The sequence below is a fragment of the Pseudomonas sp. TE3644 genome (assembly GCF_056278815.1).
Window position 1 is genome coordinate 1,185,357 of the sequence record NZ_JBWBQF010000001.1, and the last position, 18,206, is coordinate 1,203,562.

12 protein-coding genes are annotated in these 18,206 nt (G+C 63.8%); 8 read left to right on the forward strand and 4 right to left on the reverse strand.

Annotated elements, in window-relative coordinates:
- Positions 1–378: 378 nt before the first annotated feature.
- Positions 379–852 (forward strand): DUF1289 domain-containing protein, encoded by a 474-nt coding sequence (locus ACZ9GA_RS05375; protein ID WP_457356735.1) that lies wholly within the window; start codon positions 379–381, stop codon positions 850–852.
- A 96-nt stretch (positions 853–948) separates the two neighbouring features.
- Here the strand turns inward: ACZ9GA_RS05375 and ACZ9GA_RS05380 are convergent, their stop codons facing one another.
- Entirely contained in the window at positions 949–1,809 is an 861-nt protein-coding gene (locus ACZ9GA_RS05380) for a universal stress protein (protein WP_457356734.1), read from the reverse strand.
- A 151-nt stretch (positions 1,810–1,960) separates the two neighbouring features.
- Here ACZ9GA_RS05380 and ACZ9GA_RS05385 point away from each other — a divergent pair, with 151 nt between their 5' ends.
- The 5 genes from ACZ9GA_RS05385 to ACZ9GA_RS05405 all read left to right on the forward strand — a co-directional run bounded on the left by ACZ9GA_RS05385 (position 1,961) and on the right by ACZ9GA_RS05405 (position 7,822).
- On the forward strand, positions 1,961–2,566 hold the full coding sequence (locus tag ACZ9GA_RS05385) for a MiaE family protein (protein ID WP_455923650.1): 606 nt from the start codon (positions 1,961–1,963) through the stop codon (positions 2,564–2,566).
- Positions 2,567–3,048: 482 nt separating this feature from the next.
- Positions 3,049–3,522: a MarR family winged helix-turn-helix transcriptional regulator gene (locus ACZ9GA_RS05390; RefSeq protein WP_457356733.1), complete on the forward strand. Its 474-nt coding sequence runs from the start codon at positions 3,049–3,051 to the stop codon at positions 3,520–3,522.
- The gene (locus ACZ9GA_RS05395; protein WP_457356732.1) at positions 3,519–4,994 is read left to right on the forward strand and encodes an efflux transporter outer membrane subunit; all 1,476 of its coding nucleotides are present in this window, start codon (positions 3,519–3,521) and stop codon (positions 4,992–4,994) included. Before ACZ9GA_RS05390 ends, ACZ9GA_RS05395 begins: the two co-directional genes overlap by 4 nt.
- Positions 4,995–5,008: 14 nt before the next feature.
- The gene (locus tag ACZ9GA_RS05400; protein ID WP_457356731.1) at positions 5,009–6,229 is read left to right on the forward strand and encodes an efflux RND transporter periplasmic adaptor subunit; all 1,221 of its coding nucleotides are present in this window, start codon (positions 5,009–5,011) and stop codon (positions 6,227–6,229) included.
- 66 nt (positions 6,230–6,295) lie between these two features.
- Complete coding sequence (locus ACZ9GA_RS05405; RefSeq protein ID WP_476226420.1) at positions 6,296–7,822, forward strand: DHA2 family efflux MFS transporter permease subunit; 1,527 nt, start codon at positions 6,296–6,298, stop codon at positions 7,820–7,822.
- A gap of 198 nt (positions 7,823–8,020) precedes the next feature.
- On the opposite strand, the gene lpxH is transcribed toward ACZ9GA_RS05405, so the two are convergent.
- Entirely contained in the window at positions 8,021–8,740 is a 720-nt protein-coding gene (gene lpxH / locus ACZ9GA_RS05410; protein ID WP_457356728.1) for a UDP-2,3-diacylglucosamine diphosphatase, read from the reverse strand.
- Positions 8,737–9,240 (reverse strand): peptidylprolyl isomerase, encoded by a 504-nt coding sequence (locus ACZ9GA_RS05415; RefSeq protein WP_457356727.1) that lies wholly within the window; start codon positions 9,238–9,240, stop codon positions 8,737–8,739. Before ACZ9GA_RS05415 ends, lpxH begins: the two co-directional genes overlap by 4 nt.
- A 213-nt stretch (positions 9,241–9,453) precedes the next feature.
- On the opposite strand from ACZ9GA_RS05415, the gene ACZ9GA_RS05420 reads away from it, so the two are divergent.
- Positions 9,454–11,160 carry a glutamine--tRNA ligase/YqeY domain fusion protein gene (locus tag ACZ9GA_RS05420; protein ID WP_457356726.1) on the forward strand — a complete coding sequence of 569 codons (1,707 nt, stop codon included), beginning with the start codon at positions 9,454–9,456 and terminating at the stop codon, positions 11,158–11,160.
- A 9-nt stretch (positions 11,161–11,169) separates the two neighbouring features.
- Positions 11,170–12,552, forward strand: coding sequence for a cysteine--tRNA ligase (gene cysS, locus ACZ9GA_RS05425; protein ID WP_457356725.1), 1,383 nt, complete (start codon positions 11,170–11,172; stop codon positions 12,550–12,552).
- 109 nt (positions 12,553–12,661) lie between these two features.
- Here the strand turns inward: cysS and ACZ9GA_RS05430 are convergent, their stop codons facing one another.
- A complete protein-coding gene (locus ACZ9GA_RS05430) occupies positions 12,662–18,178 on the reverse strand; it encodes an NEL-type E3 ubiquitin ligase domain-containing protein (protein WP_457356724.1) in 5,517 nt (1,838 codons plus the stop codon).
- Between the last annotated feature and the right edge of the window lie 28 nt (positions 18,179–18,206).

Here is an 18,206-nt window from a genome sequence, read left to right on the forward strand (position 1 = left end):
GGTCCCTGTCCGGGACGCTCATCCAGTCACTTCTGCGCCCATGCGCCGCACGGCTTTATGAGCCGTCAAGCCTGGGCTGCAGAAATTCCTTGTAGAAGCTGCTTTCAAAGTTTTACGCCTCCAGAACGGGGAGCTGATGAGGGCTGGCGCCAGGTATTCGAGCCTGCAAATACCTGCGCCAACGCCGTTCTGTCGGATAACTGTGCTCGTGACGCTTTGAAAACAGCTTCTAGCGGACATTGGTGCCTAAAAAGGCAGCGTGATTCTACGGCAAAAATTCCAGAAAGGTAAGTTAAGCCCTACCACTTCGGGGGTGATCATCCTTAGACAAAGGGCTAACATGGCCGCCTGTCTTACTTTTCAATGCGTTGCCAAGCCATGTCCAACCAGTCCATCAAGACCCCCTGCGTAGGCCTCTGCTCCACGGTTTACGGGGACCTCGTGTGCCGCGGCTGCAAGCGCTTCCATCACGAAGTGATCCACTGGAACGGGTATGACGACGAAGCCAAGCGCGCCGTGTGGCTGCGTCTGGAACAGCTGTTGGTGCAGGTGATGGTCGCCAAGCTGGAAATCTTCGACAAGGACAAGCTGCGCCTTCAGCTGGAGCAACGCAAGATCCGTTTTGTCCCTAATCAATCCGAATACTGCTGGGCGTACCAGTTGATTGCCCGTGGCGCGCGGGTGATCAACCAGCTGGAGGCCTATGGCATGGTCTTGCTGCCCGAATTCCGTGACTGGGAGCTGCCGGATCTGCGCGATGCCATTGATCGGGAATTTTTCCTTCTGTCCGAGGCGCACTACGAGCGCTACATCGCGCCGGGGTTTTTGCAGGATGCCTTGCAGGGCGAATAACCTGTAGCCGCTGCCGAAGGCTGCGCAGGCCGGTGTGAACCCTCGAGATCTGCAGTGAGGCATAGGGCCAGCGCAGCCTTCGGCAGCGGCTACGGGTTAGCCGCGGGCCAACTCCTCCAGATGCGCAATGATCTCATCGGTCTTGAGCACCAGCACATCGCTTTCCAGCGCATCGAGCACCACCTCTGCGGTATTGCCGATCAACGCCCCCGACACCCCGGTGCGCGCCACCGTACCGATCACCGTCACCGCCGCGTTGAGCTTGTGCGCGGTAAACGGAATCAGCACGTCCGCCGGCCCCTCGGCGATGTGCAGGTGCCCATCATCGATGTCGAACTCTGCCTGAAACGCCGCGCACTGCTCGCGGTAGCGGGCCTCGATGGTTTCCTTGAGCTGAAAGGTCGGGTCGGCCGCCGACAGCATGGGCGAGGGGTGGGCGGCGATGACGTGCAGGTCGCCCTTGGCCAGGCGCGCGATGTCGAAGCCGTGTTCGACGATGTTGCCGTGCAGGTGCCGGTGTTCGCCGTCGGCATTGCCCACATCGACGGCAGCCAGGATCACGCCATGGGTCCAGGGGCGCTCGCTCTTGACCATCAGCACCGCGCAGGGGCAATGGCGCAGCAGTTTCCAGTCGGTGGGCGTGAGCAAAAAGCGCTTCAGGGCGCTTTCATGCCGGTGCTGCTTGATCACCAGCCCGCAGCCTTCGGCCTGCTGCACCTTGATGATGGTTTTCTCCAGGCTGCCTTCCCAGGCTTGCTCGGCGGTGGCGGTGAAGCCATCGTCGTGCAGCTGGCTGATCAGCAGGGAGAGCAGGGCGCTGTGCTCCTGATGCGGATCGCACATCAGCAGGTGCATGTGCGCCTGGGTGACGCCGGCGATCAGCTTGGCACGGGTCAGCGCCTGGCTGTGGGCGTGTTCGGGGTCCAGCACCACCAGAAGGCTGCGGATCGCTTGCATGACGGTTCTCCCGCGGGGGTAGGGATGTAGGCGCCTGTCTACTATAGACAGCCGTCAGTCAGGCTCATTCACCTCTCTAAAGCATAGCGGCTGGCGATCTGCCGTGGGGTCCGTATAATCGCCCGCTTTTGCCCACCGCCAGGAGTTGCGCATGCTGTCTGAAATCCATGAGTTCCTCGGTTGCAGGACGCCGCAGGCTTGGGTCGAGGCGGCCCTGGCCGATCAGGAAACCATGCTGATCGATCACAAGAACTGCGAATTCAAGGCCGCCAGCACCGCGCTGAGCCTGATCGCCAAGTACTGCACCCACGCCGACCTGATCAACATGATGTCGCGCCTGGCCCGCGAAGAACTGGTGCATCACGAGCAGGTGATCCGCCTGATGAAACGCCGCAAGATCGAACTGCGGCCGCTGCACGCCGGGCGCTACGCCTCGGGCCTGCGCAAGGTGGTGCGCAGCCATGAGCCGGTGAAGCTGGTGGATACCCTGGTGGTGGGCGCCTTCATCGAAGCGCGTAGCTGCGAGCGTTTCGAGGCGCTGGTGCCGCATTTGGACGAAGAGCTGGGCACCTTCTATCACGGCCTGCTCAAGAGCGAGGCGCGGCATTACCAGGGCTACCTGAAGCTGGCGCATCAGTATGGCGAGGCGAAAGACATCGCCCAGACCATCGAAAAGGTCCGCGCCGTGGAGGCCGACCTGATCCTCAGTCCCGACCCCGAATTCCGGTTCCATAGCGGCGTGCCTGCGACCGCGTAACTTCTCCAACGTCTGGCGAACAAAGCTGCCAACGCCGCTCAAACAGGCCATGGCACGTTGCAACAGATGTGGGAGCGGGTTCTACCCGCGAAGCGCCGCGCGGGCGGCGCTCGATCTCAAGAGCGATAAAAAAACCAAGACATGCACCTAGGCGCCATGACGCGGTTTCAAGACAGGCATACCGAGCTTTCTTCGAAGGTCCCGCCTGGAGACAGCGTCACGGCCACCAGGTGCCAGGCGATGTTGTAACGGCGCCCTCGAGATCGAGCGCCGCCCGCGCGGCGCTTCGCGGGTAGAACCCGCTCCCACGTTTGTTGCAATGTGCCATGGCCTGTCAGGTTGGCGTTGCCCGCCTTGTGAGTTTCTAAACTTTCCCGCGTGGGTATCGTCTAAATAATAAGCAAGCTAACAATTTAGTTTGACATTAGCTGCCTAGGCAGTAACATTGTGTGAACATTACTGCCTAGGCAGGCTTTTACACGATGAGACACTTCACCCCCGAAAATTTCCGCAACTGCACCATCGGCCTGTTGCTGGGCCGTGCGTCGTCGGTCAAGGACCGCATCCTCGATACCCACCTGGTGCCCGAGGGCGTTACCGCCGCGCAATTCAAGGTGCTGTTGATCATGGAACAGTTCGGCGTCGACCGGCCGGCCGAGCTGTGCCGCTACCTGTCGCTGGACAGCGGTTCGATGACGCGCATGCTCGACCGTCTGGAACAGAAGGCACTGATTGTGCGCCGCCCCTGTGCCGACGATCGCCGCCAGGTGCGGGTCGGGCTGACCGATGCCGGCCTTGAGCTGGCAGGCAAGTTGCCGGTGGTGGGTTCCGACGCCATGAACGAGTTGGTGGGCGTGCTGGAGCCGGATGAACTGGAAAGCCTGGAACGAATCTTAACCAAAGTATTGCTGGCGGCAGGGGACACCCTCACCGCCTTGCGGGTAGGTGCAAAATGAGCGGCAAGTCCTTACGCAACCGGTTCAGCCTGGTGTTTTTGGCCATGAGCCTGGCTGGCTGCGCCAATTTCCACGGGTTGAACACTTCGGGCGTCGCCACCGACGCCAAAACCCTGCACGCCGATGGCACGCTCAAGGGCGTGACCCTGTCGCCGGCCGCCTGGCCCAAGGCCGACTGGTGGAAGAGCCTGGGCGATGACCAGCTCGACGGCCTGATCCGCGAAGCGCTGCGTGACAGCCCTGACATGCAGGTGGCCGCGGCCCGTGCCCACCAGGCCGACGCTGCCGCCTATGCCGTCGACGCCTCACGCATGCCGACCCTGGACGCCCAGGCCGGCGTCACCCGCGAGCGCCTGCCCAAGGTGCAGGACCCGCAAGGCGTGGGCGGCCTTTACGCCACCGTGCGCCAGGCCGACCTGGCCTTCAATTACAGCTTCGACCTGTGGGGCGGCCAGCGTGATGCCTGGGAAGCCGCACTGGGCCAGGCCCGTGCCGCTGAAGTCGATCGCCAGGCCGCTGCCCTGACCCTGGCCGCCGACGTCGCCCGTGCCTACAGCGACCTGGGCCAGGCGTACATCATGGACGACCTGGCCCAAGAGGACCTCAAACGCACCCAGCAGATGCTCAATCTGGGCCAGCGCCGTCTCAAGGCCGGCATCGACAGCGACTACCAGTTCCAGCAGACCGAGAGCCTGGCGGCCAGCTCCCAGGCTTCGGCCGAAGACGCCAAGAAACGCCTGCAAAGCGCCCGTATCGCCCTGGCCGTGTTGCTGGGCAAAGGCCCGGACCGCGCCAACGAAATCGCCCGCCCGAAAGTACTGCAAGCCAGCGCCGTGGCCCTGCCGTCAGTGCTGCCCGCCGAGCTGCTGGGCCGCCGTCCCGACCTGGTCGCCGCGCGCTGGCGCGTGGAGGCGGCGAGCAAGGACGTGGCCGCGAGCAAGACGCGCTTCTACCCCAACCTCAACCTGAGCGCCCAAGCGGGTACGCAGTCGTTGCTGGGTGACGCGCTGTTCGGCAGCGCCAGCAAGTTCTTCACTATCGCCCCGACCGTGTCGCTGCCGATCTTCGACGGTGGCCGCCTGCGCGCCGCCCTCGACGCCAAGGACGCCGACTACGACCTGGCCGTGGCGCAGTACAACAAGAGCCTGGTCAAGGCCCTTGGCGATGTCAGCGACACCATCAACCAGTTGCACGCCATCGACCTGCAGATCAAGGCGCAGGAACGCGCCGCCAGCATCGCCAAACAGTCGTTCGACACCGGCACCCTGCGTTACGGGTCGGGTATCGGCAACTACGTGGACGTGCTGACCATCGAACAGCAACTGCTGCAAGCACAGCGCCAACTGGCCAGCCTCAACGCCGAGCAGATCGATCTGTCGATCCAGTTGATGCAAGCCCTTGGCGGCGGTTACCAGGGTGAAGACGTCACCCAGGCAGCCGCCACTCCCGCACACGCAACACAGACTGAATAAGCAAGGTATCTGTCATGGCTACTGCCTCCGCTACACAATCGCCGGACAAGGCTCCGGGCACGGAACAACCCAACGCTGGCAACCCGCGCAAGCGCAAGGTGATGTTGTTCATTCTGCTGTTGGTGGTGATCCTCGGCGGCCTGGGCACCTGGGGCTGGTACGAAATGTACGGCCGCTGGAGCGAAAGCACCGATGACGCCTATGTGAACGGCAACGTGGTGGAAATCACCCCGCTGGTCACCGGCACCGTCACCAGCATCGGCGCCGACGACGGCGACCTGGTGCACGCCGGCCAAGTGCTGCTCGAATTCGACCCGGCCGATGCCAAGGTCAACCTGCAAAGCGCCCAGGCCAACCTGGCCAAGGCCGTGCGCCAGGCGCGCAGCCTGTACAGCAACGTCGACGGTTCCAAGGCGCAATTGCTGTCGCGCCAGACCGACCTGAAAAAGGCCCAGGACAACTACGACCGTCGTCGTACCCTGGCGGCCGGCGGGGCGATTTCCCAGGAAGAACTGTCCCACGCCCGTGACGACCTGAACGCCGCCCAGGCGGCCGTGGCCAACGCCCAGCAAGCGCTCAAGGGCAGCAACGCGCTGGTGGATGACACCACCGTGGCGACTCATCCGGACGTAATGGCGGCCGCCGCGCAACTGCGTCAGGCCTACCTGGCCAACGCCCGTACCACGCTGATCGCGCCGGTGACCGGCTACGTGGCCAAGCGTACCGTGCAACTGGGGCAGCGCATCCAGCCGGGCACCGCGACCATGGCCGTGATCCCGCTGGACCAGATCTGGATCGACGCCAACTTCAAGGAAACCCAACTAAGCAAGATGCGCATCGGCCAGCCGGTGGACATCACCGCCGACCTGTACGGCAGCGACGTCAAGTTCAGCGGCACCGTCGACAGCCTGGGCGCCGGTACCGGCAGCGCCTTTGCCCTGCTGCCGGCGCAGAACGCCACCGGCAACTGGATCAAGATCGTCCAGCGCGTGCCGGTGCGTATCCACCTGAACGCCGACGAGCTGAAAAACCACCCGCTGCGCATCGGCCTGTCCACCGTGGTCGACGTCAACCTGCACGACCAGAGCGGCCCGGTACTGGCCCAGCAGCCGCCGCAGAAAGCCACGTTCAGCACCCAGGTCTACGACCGCCAACTGGGTGAGGCCGACGACATGATCGCCCGCCTGATCCACGACAACAGCGTCGGCGCTGCCGCCGGCACTGCCCAACGCTGATTCGCCGATCCCAGGCCCCGCCGCCCATGCGCGGGGCCTGTCTGACTTTTTTCCTGGGGATTTGCGATGAGTAACGCTTCCTTCAAGCCGCCCAGCCTGTTGCTCAGCACCATCGGCCTGTCGCTGGCGACGTTCATGCAGGTGCTCGACACCACCATCGCCAACGTGGCGCTGCCGACCATTTCCGGCAACCTGGGCGTCAGCTCCGAGCAGGGCACCTGGGTAATCACCTCGTTTGCGGTGAGCAACGCCATCGCCTTGCCGCTGACCGGTTGGCTGAGCCGACGCTTTGGCGAGGTGAAACTGTTCCTGTGGGCCACCATCCTGTTCGTGCTGGCCTCGTTCCTGTGCGGTATTTCCACCTCCATGCCCGAGCTGGTCGGCTTCCGCGTGCTGCAAGGCGTGGTGGCGGGGCCGTTGTACCCCATGACCCAGACGCTGCTGATTGCGGTGTACCCCCCGGCGAAAAGGGGGATGGCACTGGCACTGCTGGCCATGGTCACGGTGGTGGCGCCCATTGCCGGGCCGATCCTGGGTGGCTGGATCACTGACAGTTACAGCTGGCCGTGGATTTTCTTCATCAACGTGCCGATCGGTATCTTTGCCTGCCTGGTGGTGCGTCAGCAGTTGGCTGCGCGACCGGTGGTCACCAGTCGCCAGCCCATGGACTACGTGGGGCTGATTGCCTTGATCATCGGTGTCGGCGCCTTGCAAATCGTGCTGGACAAGGGCAACGACGCCGACTGGTTCGAGTCCAACTTCATCATCATCGGCTCGGTGATCTCGGCCATTGCCCTGGCGTTCTTCGTCATCTGGGAACTGACCGATGCGCACCCGGTGGTCAACCTCAAGCTGTTCAAGTACCGCAACTTCCGCTACGGCACCATTGTGCTGATCCTGGGCTATGCCGGCTTCTTCGGCATCAACCTGATCCTGCCGCAGTGGTTGCAGACGCAGTTGGGTTACACCGCTACGTGGGCAGGGCTGGCGGTGGCGCCGCTGGGCATATTGCCGGTGCTGATGTCGCCGTTCGTGGGCAAGTACGCCACCAAGTTCGACCTGCGGATTCTGGCAGGGCTGGCGTTCCTGGCCATTGGTACCAGCTGCTTCATGCGGGCCGGGTTCACCAATGAGGTGGACTTCAACCACATCGCCCTAGTGCAGATGTTCATGGGGATTGGCGTGGCGCTGTTCTTCATGCCGACGCTGACCATCCTGCTGTCGGACCTGCCGCCGCACCAGATCGCCGACGGCTCGGGCCTGGCGACCTTCCTGCGCACCCTGGGCGGCAGCTTCGCGGCGTCGCTGACCACCTGGATCTGGATCCGCCGGGCGGACCAGCACCATGCCTACCTGACGGAAAGCGTGACCGTGTACGACCCGGCCACCCAGCACACCATCCAGCAAATGGGTGGGGCAGGGCTCAAGACCTACCAGCAGCTGGATGGGATCGTCGAGGCGCAGGCGTACATGCTCTCCACCGTGGATTACTTCACGCTGCTGGGCTGGATGTTCATGGGCTTGGTGTTGATCGTGTGGCTGGCCAAGCCGCCGTTTGCGGCCAAGGCGGGGCCGGAGGCTTCAGGGCACTGATCGGTGGTGCCTGCTTCCCGAGCTTCGCTCGGTCCCACACCTTTCGCGGCAGTTGAGTCAATGACATCAAGCACTTAGCCCTTGGTGGCACCGCAGGAATATCTGTGGTGCCACCAGGGGCTAAGTGCTTTGCCTCGCTGACACCACTGCCGCGAAAGGTGTGGGACCGAGCGAAGCTCGGGAAAAGGGCACCGCGGTCTAAAAAGCAAACGCCGCCAACGACATCCCCTGCTCATCCACCTGCAGCGCCCACCCCTCCTTGTCCCAATCCCCCAACACAATCCGCCGCGCGGGCGCATCGCCCACGTGCAGTTTGTGGATGGCCGGCCGGTGGGTGTGGCCATGGATCAACGTGGCCACCTTGTACTGGGCCATGATCCGCGGCACCTCTTCAGGCGTCACATCGACAATCTCATTGGCCTTCATGCGGGTTTGCGCGCGGCTTTCGCTGCGCAGCTTGCGCGCCAGCTTGTGGCGGGTGCGCAAGGGCAGGTGGCGCAGGATGAACAGCGTCAGGGGGTTGCGCAGGATACGGCGCATGCGCATGTAGCCTTCATCCAGGGTGCACAGGCTGTCGCCGTGCATCAGCAACACCGGCTCGCCGTAGAAGTCGACCACAGTGGGGTCGGCCAGCAGGGTGGCGCCGGCGGCCTTGCAGAAGCGCTTGCCGATCAGGAAGTCGCGGTTGCCGTGCATCAGAAAGATCTTCGTGCCACTGTCGCTCAATGCGCGCAGGGCCTCGCCGATCGAAAGCTGGTAGGGGCTGGCACCATCGTCGCCAATCCAGGCTTCGAAAAAGTCCCCCAGTATATAAAGAGCGCTCGCCGAGCGCGCGCGCCCGGCGAGAAACTCCAGAAACGCCCGGGTAATGTCCGGGCGTTCTTCCTGCAGGTGCAGATCGGAGATCAGCAGAATCACTCAACGATCTCGGCTTTCTCGATGATCACGTCTTCAACCGGTACGTCCTGGTGGCCCGACTTGGAGCCAGTGGCCACGCCCTTGATCTTGTCGACCACGTCGTTGCCTTCAACCACTTCACCGAACACGGCGTAGCCCCAACCTTGAACGGTCGGTGCGCTGTGGTTCAGGAAGGTGTTGTCGGCGACGTTGATGAAGAACTGCGCCGATGCCGAATGCGGCTCCATGGTGCGGGCCATGGCAACGGTGTACTTGGTGTTGGAGAGGCCGTTGTTGGCTTCGTTCTGGATGCTTGGGCGCTTGTCTTTCTTTTCCTTCATGCCTGGCTCGAAACCGCCGCCCTGGATCATGAAGTTGCTGATGACGCGGTGGAATACGGTGTTGGCGTAGTGGCCAGCGTTGACGTACTCGATGAAGTTTTCCACGGTTTTCGGCGCTTTGTCAGCGTTGAGCTGCAGCACGATGTCGCCGAAGTTGGTAGTCAGTTTTACTTTGGACATTTCAGGATTCGCTCTTTTCTGGAGAATTTGGCGGGTCGTTATAACCCTGACGCGCAGTTTACAGGTCGCGATACGCATTTCGAGGCTGTTTTTTCGCAGACGGCCGGCGAAACCCGGCAGACTGGCCTGTCAGCGACTTGACAGCTTCGGCTATGATAAGCGCTTTGATTTAGTCGGCCTACCCATGGCCACAGGTACGTTTTCAAGGATCCTATGAGCAAGCCCACCGCCGATAACGCTCCCAATGCCGCAAACGCCAAAGGCGCGCCGGTAGTTCCCACCAATTTCCTGCGGCCCATCCTGCAGGCCGACCTGGACTCGGGCAAGCACGCCAGCATCGTCACGCGCTTCCCCCCAGAGCCCAACGGCTACCTGCACATCGGCCACGCCAAGTCGATCTGCGTCAACTTTGGCCTGGCCAAAGAGCTGGGTGGCGTGTGCCACCTGCGCTTTGACGACACCAACCCGGCCAAGGAAGACCAGGAATACATCGACGCCATCGAGCGCGACGTGAAATGGCTGGGCTTCGACTGGGCCGGTGAGGTGCGCTACGCCTCGCAGTATTTCGACCAGTTGCACGACTGGGCCGTTGACCTGATCAAGTCGGGCAACGCCTACGTCTGCGACCTGACCCCCGAGCAGGCCCGCGAATACCGCGGCAGCCTGACCGAGCCGGGCAAGAACAGCCCGTTCCGTGAGCGTTCGGTGGAAGAGAACCTGGACCTGTTCGCCCGCATGAAGGCTGGCGAGTTCCAGGACGGCGAGCGCGTGCTGCGTGCCAAGATCGACATGGCCTCGCCGAACATGAACCTGCGCGACCCGATCCTGTACCGCATCCGCCATGCCCATCACCACCAGACCGGTGACAAATGGTGCATCTACCCCAACTATGACTTCACCCACGGTCAGTCGGATGCCATCGAAGGCATTACCCACTCCATCTGCACCCTGGAGTTCGAAGGCCATCGCCCGCTGTACGAGTGGTTCCTGGACAACCTGCCGGTGCCATGCAAGCCGCGCCAGTACGAGTTCAGCCGCCTGAACCTGAGCTACACCGTGACCAGCAAGCGCAAGCTCAAGCAATTGGTCGACGAGAAGCACGTGCATGGTTGGGATGACCCGCGCATGTCCACCCTGTCGGGCTTCCGTCGTCGTGGCTACACCGCGGCCTCGATTCGCAACTTCTGCGAAATGATCGGCACCAACCGTTCCGACGGCGTGGTCGACATGAACATGCTCGAATTCAGCATCCGTGACGACCTGGACCGCCACGCCCCGCGCGCCATGTGCGTGCTGCGCCCGCTGAAGGTGACCATCACCAACTACCCGGAAGGCCAGGAAGAAACCCTGGAGCTGCCGCGCCACCCGAAAGAAGACATGGGTGTTCGCGTGCTGCCGTTCGCCCGCGAAATCTACATCGACCGCGACGACTTCATGGAAGAGCCGCCAATGGGCTACAAGCGCCTGGAGCCCACCGGTGAAGTGCGCCTGCGCGGCAGCTACGTGATCCGCGCCGACGAGGCCATCAAGGACGCCGACGGCAACATCGTCGAACTGCTGTGCAGCTACGACCCCGATACCCTGGGCAAGAACCCTGAAGGCCGCAAGGTCAAGGGTGTGATCCACTGGGTGCCGGCCGCCGCCAGCGTGGAATGCGAAGTGCGCCTGTACGATCGTCTGTTCCGTTCGTCCAGCCCGGAAAAGGCCGAGGAAGGCCAGACCTTCCTGGACAACATCAACCCTGATTCGCTGCAAGTGCTGACCGGTTGTCGTGCCGAGCCTTCGCTGGCCAATGCACAGCCGGAAGACCGCTTCCAGTTCGAGCGCGAAGGCTACTTCTGCGCCGACCTGAAAGACACTCAGCCTGGTCGTCCGGTATTCAACCGTACCGTCACCCTGCGCGACTCGTGGGGCAGCTAAGGAATCATCGTGCTCAGCATTTACAACACGCTCACCAAGAGCAAGGAAGTCTTCAAGCCGCTGGACGGCAACAAGGTCCGCATGTACGTGTGCGGCATGACCGTCTACGACTTCTGCCACATCGGCCATGGCCGCAGCATGATCGCCTTCGACCTGGTGACCCGCTGGCTGCGCCATAGCGGCTATGACTTGACGTACGTGCGCAACATCACCGACATCGACGACAAGATCATCAACCGTGCCCGGGAAAACGGCGAAAGCTTCGACGCCCTGACCGAACGCATGATTGCCGCGATGCACGAGGATGAAGCGCGCCTGAACATCCTCAAGCCGGACCTGGAGCCGCGTGCCACCGACCATATCGCCGGCATGCACGCCATGATCCAGACCTTGATCGACAAGGGTTACGCCTACGCCCCGGGCAATGGCGACGTGTACTACCGCGTCGGCAAGTTCCAGGGCTACGGCAAGCTGTCGCGCAAGAAGATCGAAGACCTGCGCATCGGTGCCCGCATCGAAGTGGACGAGTCCAAGCAGGACCCGCTGGACTTCGTGCTGTGGAAAGGCGTGAAGCCGGGCGAGCCAAGCTGGGAATCGCCATGGGGTGCGGGCCGTCCGGGCTGGCACATCGAATGCTCGGTGATGTCGACCTGCTGCCTGGGTGACACCTTCGACATCCACGGCGGTGGCAACGACCTGGAGTTCCCGCACCACGAGAACGAGATCGCCCAGAGCGAGGCCGCCACCGGCCAGCAGTACGCCAATGCCTGGATGCACTGCGGCATGATTCGCATCAATGGCGAGAAGATGTCCAAGTCGTTGGGCAACTACTTCACCATTCGCGACGTGCTGGCCAAGTATCACCCGGAGGTGGTGCGCTACCTGCTGGTGTCCAGCCACTACCGCAGTTCCATCAACTACTCCGAGGACAGCCTGCGCGAGTCCAAAGGGGCGCTGGAGCGGTTCTACCACGCGCTCAAGGGCCTGCCGGCCGTTGCGGCCAGCGGTGGCGAAGAGTACGTCACGCGTTTCACCGACGCGATGAACGACGACTTCGCCACGCCCGAGGCGTGCGCGGTGCTGTTCGACCTGGTGCGCGAGATCAACCGTCTGCGTGACAGCGATGTGGAGGCGGCGGCTGGCTTGGCGGCGCGTCTGCGTGAGCTGGGCAGCCTGCTGGGCGTGCTGCAACTGGAAGCCGATGACTTCCTGCGTGCCGGTGCCGAAGGCAAGGTCGACGCGGCCGAAGTCGCTGCCTTGATCGCCGCGCGCCTGGCGGCGCGTGCGGGCAAGGACTGGGCCGAATCGGACCGTATCCGCGACCAGCTGACCGCCATGGGCGTGGTGCTGGAAGACGGCAAGGGTGGTACCACCTGGCGTCTGGCTGATTAGGCCTGAAGCGCGCTTGGGTGCCTGATAGGGCCAGCGCAGCCTTCGGCAGCGGCTACAGTTCGTAGCCGCTGCCGCCAGGCTGCGCTGGCCCTCAAGCACGCTGAAGGTCTCAAGCGTCCGCGCTACGCTCCTCCATTCGCGTCAACTCCATCAGCAGTTCCACCTCCTTTTCCCGCCACTGCTGTTCCAGCACCACAATACGCGCGCCCAATTGCTCCTGGGTTTCCTCGGGGTAGCGGTCATCCAGCGCCAGCACGCTCGCCTCATACTCCTCCTTCAACACCTTGAACCGCTCGGCATAGGTTTCGCGCAGGTAAGTGGTCCAGAAATCCTGCGTCGCCGCGTAGCGCAAAAATGCCTGCCCGTGCTCGCCGTTCTGCACATTGCCCAGCGCGGTATCGAGTTCTTTCTGGCTGACGTTGGCCACGGTCTCGTACAGCATCCTCGACGGTTGCAGCGGCAGGTCCAGCGCTGCCGCCAGGCGCAAGCGATACACCAGGCGCACCTCGGCTTCATCCCTTGAACCGCTGGCGGCGATGGCCAGGCGGTCCAGTTCCTCCAGTCGGAACAGGCGCCGTGCCAGGCGTTGCAGCTGCTGCCCGCGGTCCAGCCCTGGCGATTCACTGATCGCGCGCTGGGTGAACACCTGAATCTCCATCTGGTTGAACGCCAGGCGCATGCCATCGGAGCAGGTCTCGCGGCTGCGCAATTGTTGCAGAGGGGCTTCGGCCGTGGCGTTCAGTAATTCCCGCAGCACGGCGTCCTGGTCGGCGGCCTCCAGTACGGCCCACACCCGCTCGGTCAGGGTGGCGCGGCTGGCGGCGGTGCGGTAGTCCGCGGCGCCCTGCAAGTGATCGATCAGGCTGAGCAAGTGCGGGCTGTTGCCCTGGGCCGCCAGGTGTTCCCACACCTGGCGGCGAGCGGCCAACTGTTCGACATCGCCGCTGGTCAGCCAGGGTTCGACGGTGGCCGGCGCGCTCGGGGCGGGCGACCCGTGAGACGAGTGGCTGCTGTCCGAATCGCCGAAGCTTGAAGACCCCCCTACATACTCGGCCAGGTCCGTGTCGAAGGTGTAGCTGGTGGAATAGGACTCGGACACGTGCAAACTCTGCATCAGGGTATCGGGCAGTGGATTGCTGCGCAGGTTGATGTGGGTTACGTGATCCTGGCTACGGGCATTGGCAATCAGGTAGTCAGGCACGGCCCGCAGTTGGTTGTTCTCCAGGTTCAGGGCCTGCAAGGGGCGCGGCAGCAGCTCATTCACCCAGGTGGGCCATGTGGTCAGTCCGGTGTTTTCCAGGCTCAGCGAGTTAATGCCGGTGCGGCGCAATACCGAGCCGTCGGTCACCGTGCCGATCCGGTTGTTCTCCAGTGCCACGCCGCGCAGGGTGGTGATGCGCGCCAGGTCGTCGAGCAGCGCCTGGTCGATGACCAGGCCCTGGTCGGTCAGGTCCAGGTAATGCAGGCTGGACATGTCCCGAATCGCCGCCGGCAGGCCGCGTAACGGGGCGGCGTGCCCGTACAGCGTCAGGCTTTCCAGGCGTGGGAAACGCCGCAACAAGCGGTCCAGCTCGGCAGGGCTGCCGAGGGGGCGGGTCAGGGCCAGCCGTTCCACTCGCTGATAGAAAAAGTCCGGTAGCGCCAGGGGGAAATCGCTGATGTCGCCCTCCAGATCCAGGGTTGGTGCGCTGCTATTGGCTGAGGCTCTATTCCAATAGTTCAGCAGCAACTGCTCGGTCAGGTCGCGCTGGGCTTCGCGTTCGACATTGACCGCGCTCGACGATCCTGATGCCTGGCGCCAGTCGTCCAGGGCGCGTACCAGCTGATCGCGTTGCAGGGTCAATTGACTGCGTTCGGACTCCGGCAGGTCGACCGAGAAGTAGTACCGGCTGTTGGTTCGCTCACTCATCAGCGCTTCGAACGTGGTCGCTCGCGACAAGGGGTTGTTGCGCACGTCGATGCGGGTTCGCCGGCCCGGGGTGGTGGGGTTGGCCAGGACCTGGACAGGCAGTTCCGTGAGGCGATTGCCACGCAGGGAGATCTCGCTCACGTGGTCCAGCAAGGTGTCGTCGAACAGCGGCGCGATGGCGTGGCGGGCGTCATACACGGTGCGATCCAGGCCCAGGTAGTCCAGTTCCAGCCCGGCGAAGTTCGGAGTGCCGGAGAGGAAATTGCCGCTCAAGTCCAGGTGCCGCAGTTGGGTCAGGGCGCGTAGGTCGGCCATTTCGGGGGGCTGGATGAGCAGGGACATGTCCACCACGTCCAGTGAGGTCAGCCCAGGGAAATGTTCGCGCACCAGCCTTGTCCAGGGTTGGCGCGCGTTGAACGGGTAGGTGCGGCTGCCAGTCAGGCGCAGTTCGGTCACCTGGGGGAAGCGGCCAAAGAATCGCCCCAGTGTCTCGGCTTGGGCGGTGCTCTCGGCAATCAGCTCTGTCAGCGGGCGGTTGCTCATCAGATCCGGGGAGCGGGGGCTGAAGTTGCTCAGCTCCAGGCTGTGCACCTGCGGGTAGATGAAGTGAGGCAGCTGCTGCGGGAAGTCCTGCAGGATCACCCCGTCCAGGTGCAGGGGCACATTGCGGCGGCCCAGCTCGGGCAGGCTGTTGGCGCGCCAGTGGTGCCACAGGGCCTCGCCGATGCGCTGGCGACTGGCTTGCCGGGTGGCGTCCAGTGCAGGCAGCGCGCTGGCATCCTGCGCCCATTGGTCCAGGCTGGCTTGCAGGGCTTGCTGCTCGCTCAGCAACTGGTTCAGGCGGGCGTCGATGGCTTCGCGGCTCAGGCCGCTTTCCTCAAGCCAGCCCAGCAGGGCGGAGGCGTCGGCCTGGAACGTCGCCTCCAGTTCCAGGATGCGCAGCTTGTCCAGCAGCGAGTCTTGCAGAATGACGCGGCCGGTTGCCGTGACGGGCAGGCCGGCCCTGCCTTCGGCCAGGCCCATGGGCGAGCGTTCGCCCGGCTCGTGGGGGCGGGTCTGCAGCAAAGCCTCTACCTTGCGGCGTGGCAGCAGCGCGACATCGCGCACAGCCACCATCAGCTCGGCCTTCTGGCCAGTGTGCGGAAAGCCCAGTTGAGCGCGTTGCGGGTCAGGCAGGGCATGCAGCACCGAGCCATAAAGATCATCCTTGCCGTGCAGATGGCCGTTGTCTTCATCGCGGGTTTCATAGCGATGCCCCTCCTTGATCAGCACTTTGCGAATGGGCGCCTGCGCGGGGCCGCTGCTGTCGAGTTCGGCGCCGCGGAAATGGCCGTCGCGCACGCTGATGTTGACCTCCCGGGACCAGCCCGGCAGGGTTTCGAGACTGTGCAGTTTGACCTTCTCGCTGTCGGGGTTGTGCACGCTGTCCAGGAACAGGCCTTCGTAGGCACGGGCCAGTCGAATCCTGCGCCGGTACGCCTGGGCTTCCTCGGCGAGGCGAGGGGGGATCCGGCCCTGGTCCTGCAACGTGGCATGCTCTGCGGGGGTGGCATGGGCCACCAGTTCCTCGGCGACCACGGTGGGCAGGTCGGTGAAGCTGCGGCGAATCAGTTGCGGCAACGGTGCTTCGCTATGCTGCAGGGCCTGATAGCGGCTGTCGAACAGGCTGTTACGGGTGGTGGGGTCGCTGCCCTCAAGCGCCTGGTCCAGCTTGAAGCGTTGCAGGGTGTCTTCCAGCAGGGGCGGTGGCGCCTCGCCCAGGTCCAGGCTGCGGCGCAGCGCGGCGTCGTGGGTGCCGCTGACGCGCATGATGCGCCGGGCCATTTTCTCCGGCACATCGTGCGCGGGATGGCCCAGGCGTCTGAACAGTGTGTCGCCTTCCCATTCGCCGGGCGTGTCCAGTTCGTGCAGCCAGGCGCCTTTGCCGTTGCCGCGCAGGGGCGGTTCATAGCTGTCGGGGCGTGTGGGGTGGACGAGGCGGTAGGGCTTGTCGCCCTCGGGCGGCTTGACCTGATAGGTGCGGCCGTCCAGCGGCAGCCACTGTTTGCCCCCGTGGTGGTACAGGCCTTGGGCGTCGGGCTTGAGGGTGGCGGGCAGCAGCACGTCATGATGGAAGGGCGCAAGGTCTGGCTGCCACAGGCGGGAACTGCCGTCGGGCAGTACCACCGGCTTCATGCCAGCCACGGCAGGCGGAGGTTCGAGCGCGGGAATGCTGCCGCTGGCCGCGCCGCCGGCCGCGGCAAACAGGGCCAGCATGGCCAGGTTGTCCGCCACGTCCATGAAATAGCTGAAGGCGGCGTCGCGGTCACCCCGGCTCAGGCTGACGAACCCTTCATAGACGGTGTGGCACAACTCGACCGCCGTGACGGCCAGCATCACGGCGCCCAGGGCGGGCACCGCGAAGGCCGCCACGTTCAGGCCTTCATAGAACAGGCCAAGGGCGTACTGGACCTTTTCATCGTGGGCTTTCTGGTTTTGCACGGCGGTGGGCACCGCGTGGAACAGCGCGTCCGAGGTCAGTGCAAGGCGCTTTCGGGTCACCAGGGCGGCCAGGAAATCGCTGTCAAACGCCGTGCTTCGCAGGTCCAGCCTGGCCGAGGTGTCCAGTACTTCTTCGTACAGGCCTTGGGCACTGTTCCAGGTCAGTGGGTAAAGCGTTCTGTGCAGCCGGCTGAATACGGTATTGCGCTGGCGGGCTGGCACGAACCGGGCGAAGAAGCGCTGGTAGGCGGGGTTGCCCAGGCGATCACGCAGAGCGTGGGTGAAGTGCGCCGCGTTTTCGTAGGTTTTCAGCGGTGCCATGGGGTCTTCCGGGATATACACCGTGACGCCGTCGTCGCGCATGATGGCGACGATGCCTGACAGTTCCACGTCGAACAGGCTCAGGAAGTGACACTGGCTGGCGTGCTGGTGCCGGGCAAGCTCAAGCAAGGCTTGGTGCGTGGTTTGGCTGATGTCGTGCTTGAGCAAAGCCAGGTGCACCTGCAACTCGAAGGCGGATTGCTCGAACAGTTTGAAGCGCGCGGTGATGTTGGCCTCGGCCGCGTCAGGCGCATCGCCGGGGCGGGCGATGGACTGCAGGGCGGTGGTGATCTGCTGCTGATAGCGCTGGCCCAGGTCCAGCTCGCGGCACAGGGCGGCGAAGGCGTGGGGTTCGATGGGCAGCCGTTCACCGATCACGGAAATGCCCTGCACTGGATAGGCTGCGTAGAGGCCCGCGGCACCTCGCTCACCGTCCATTCCGTGCGGCTCGGCGTGCGCCGGCTCGAAGTTTTGCAACGCAGCGGTCAGCAGCGTGCTGGTCGCGCCCTTGAGCGCGCGCTGGATACTGACGGCGGGGTCGGTGGAGGCAGCCTGGAACGATTGATCGATGAGGGCGTGGGCGGCGTTGAACAGGTAGGTGCGGTTCACGTCCAGGCTGATCTTGAAGCGCGCAAGGATCGCGGCCTTGAGCAGCGGTTCGGCGAAGGCTTCGACGCTGGGCAGGTGGTCAAGCATGGCATTGAGCTGGGTAGTATCGAAACGATGGCGGGCGTAGGCGCTGCGCAGGGCGGCGACCGTGTCCGGCCTGCTCGTCAGCGCCTGTTCGAACCAGGGAAGGGGGGCTGCACCGGCGCGGCGCAATGCTTGGCGCGTGCTGGCGGGCTCGGCCAGCAGCCACGCAGGGAGCTTGCCCTTGATAAGGGTGGCGTGATCAGGTTGAGGGGCGCTTGGCATGACAAAGTCCTTTTGTCAGTGAGTGAGC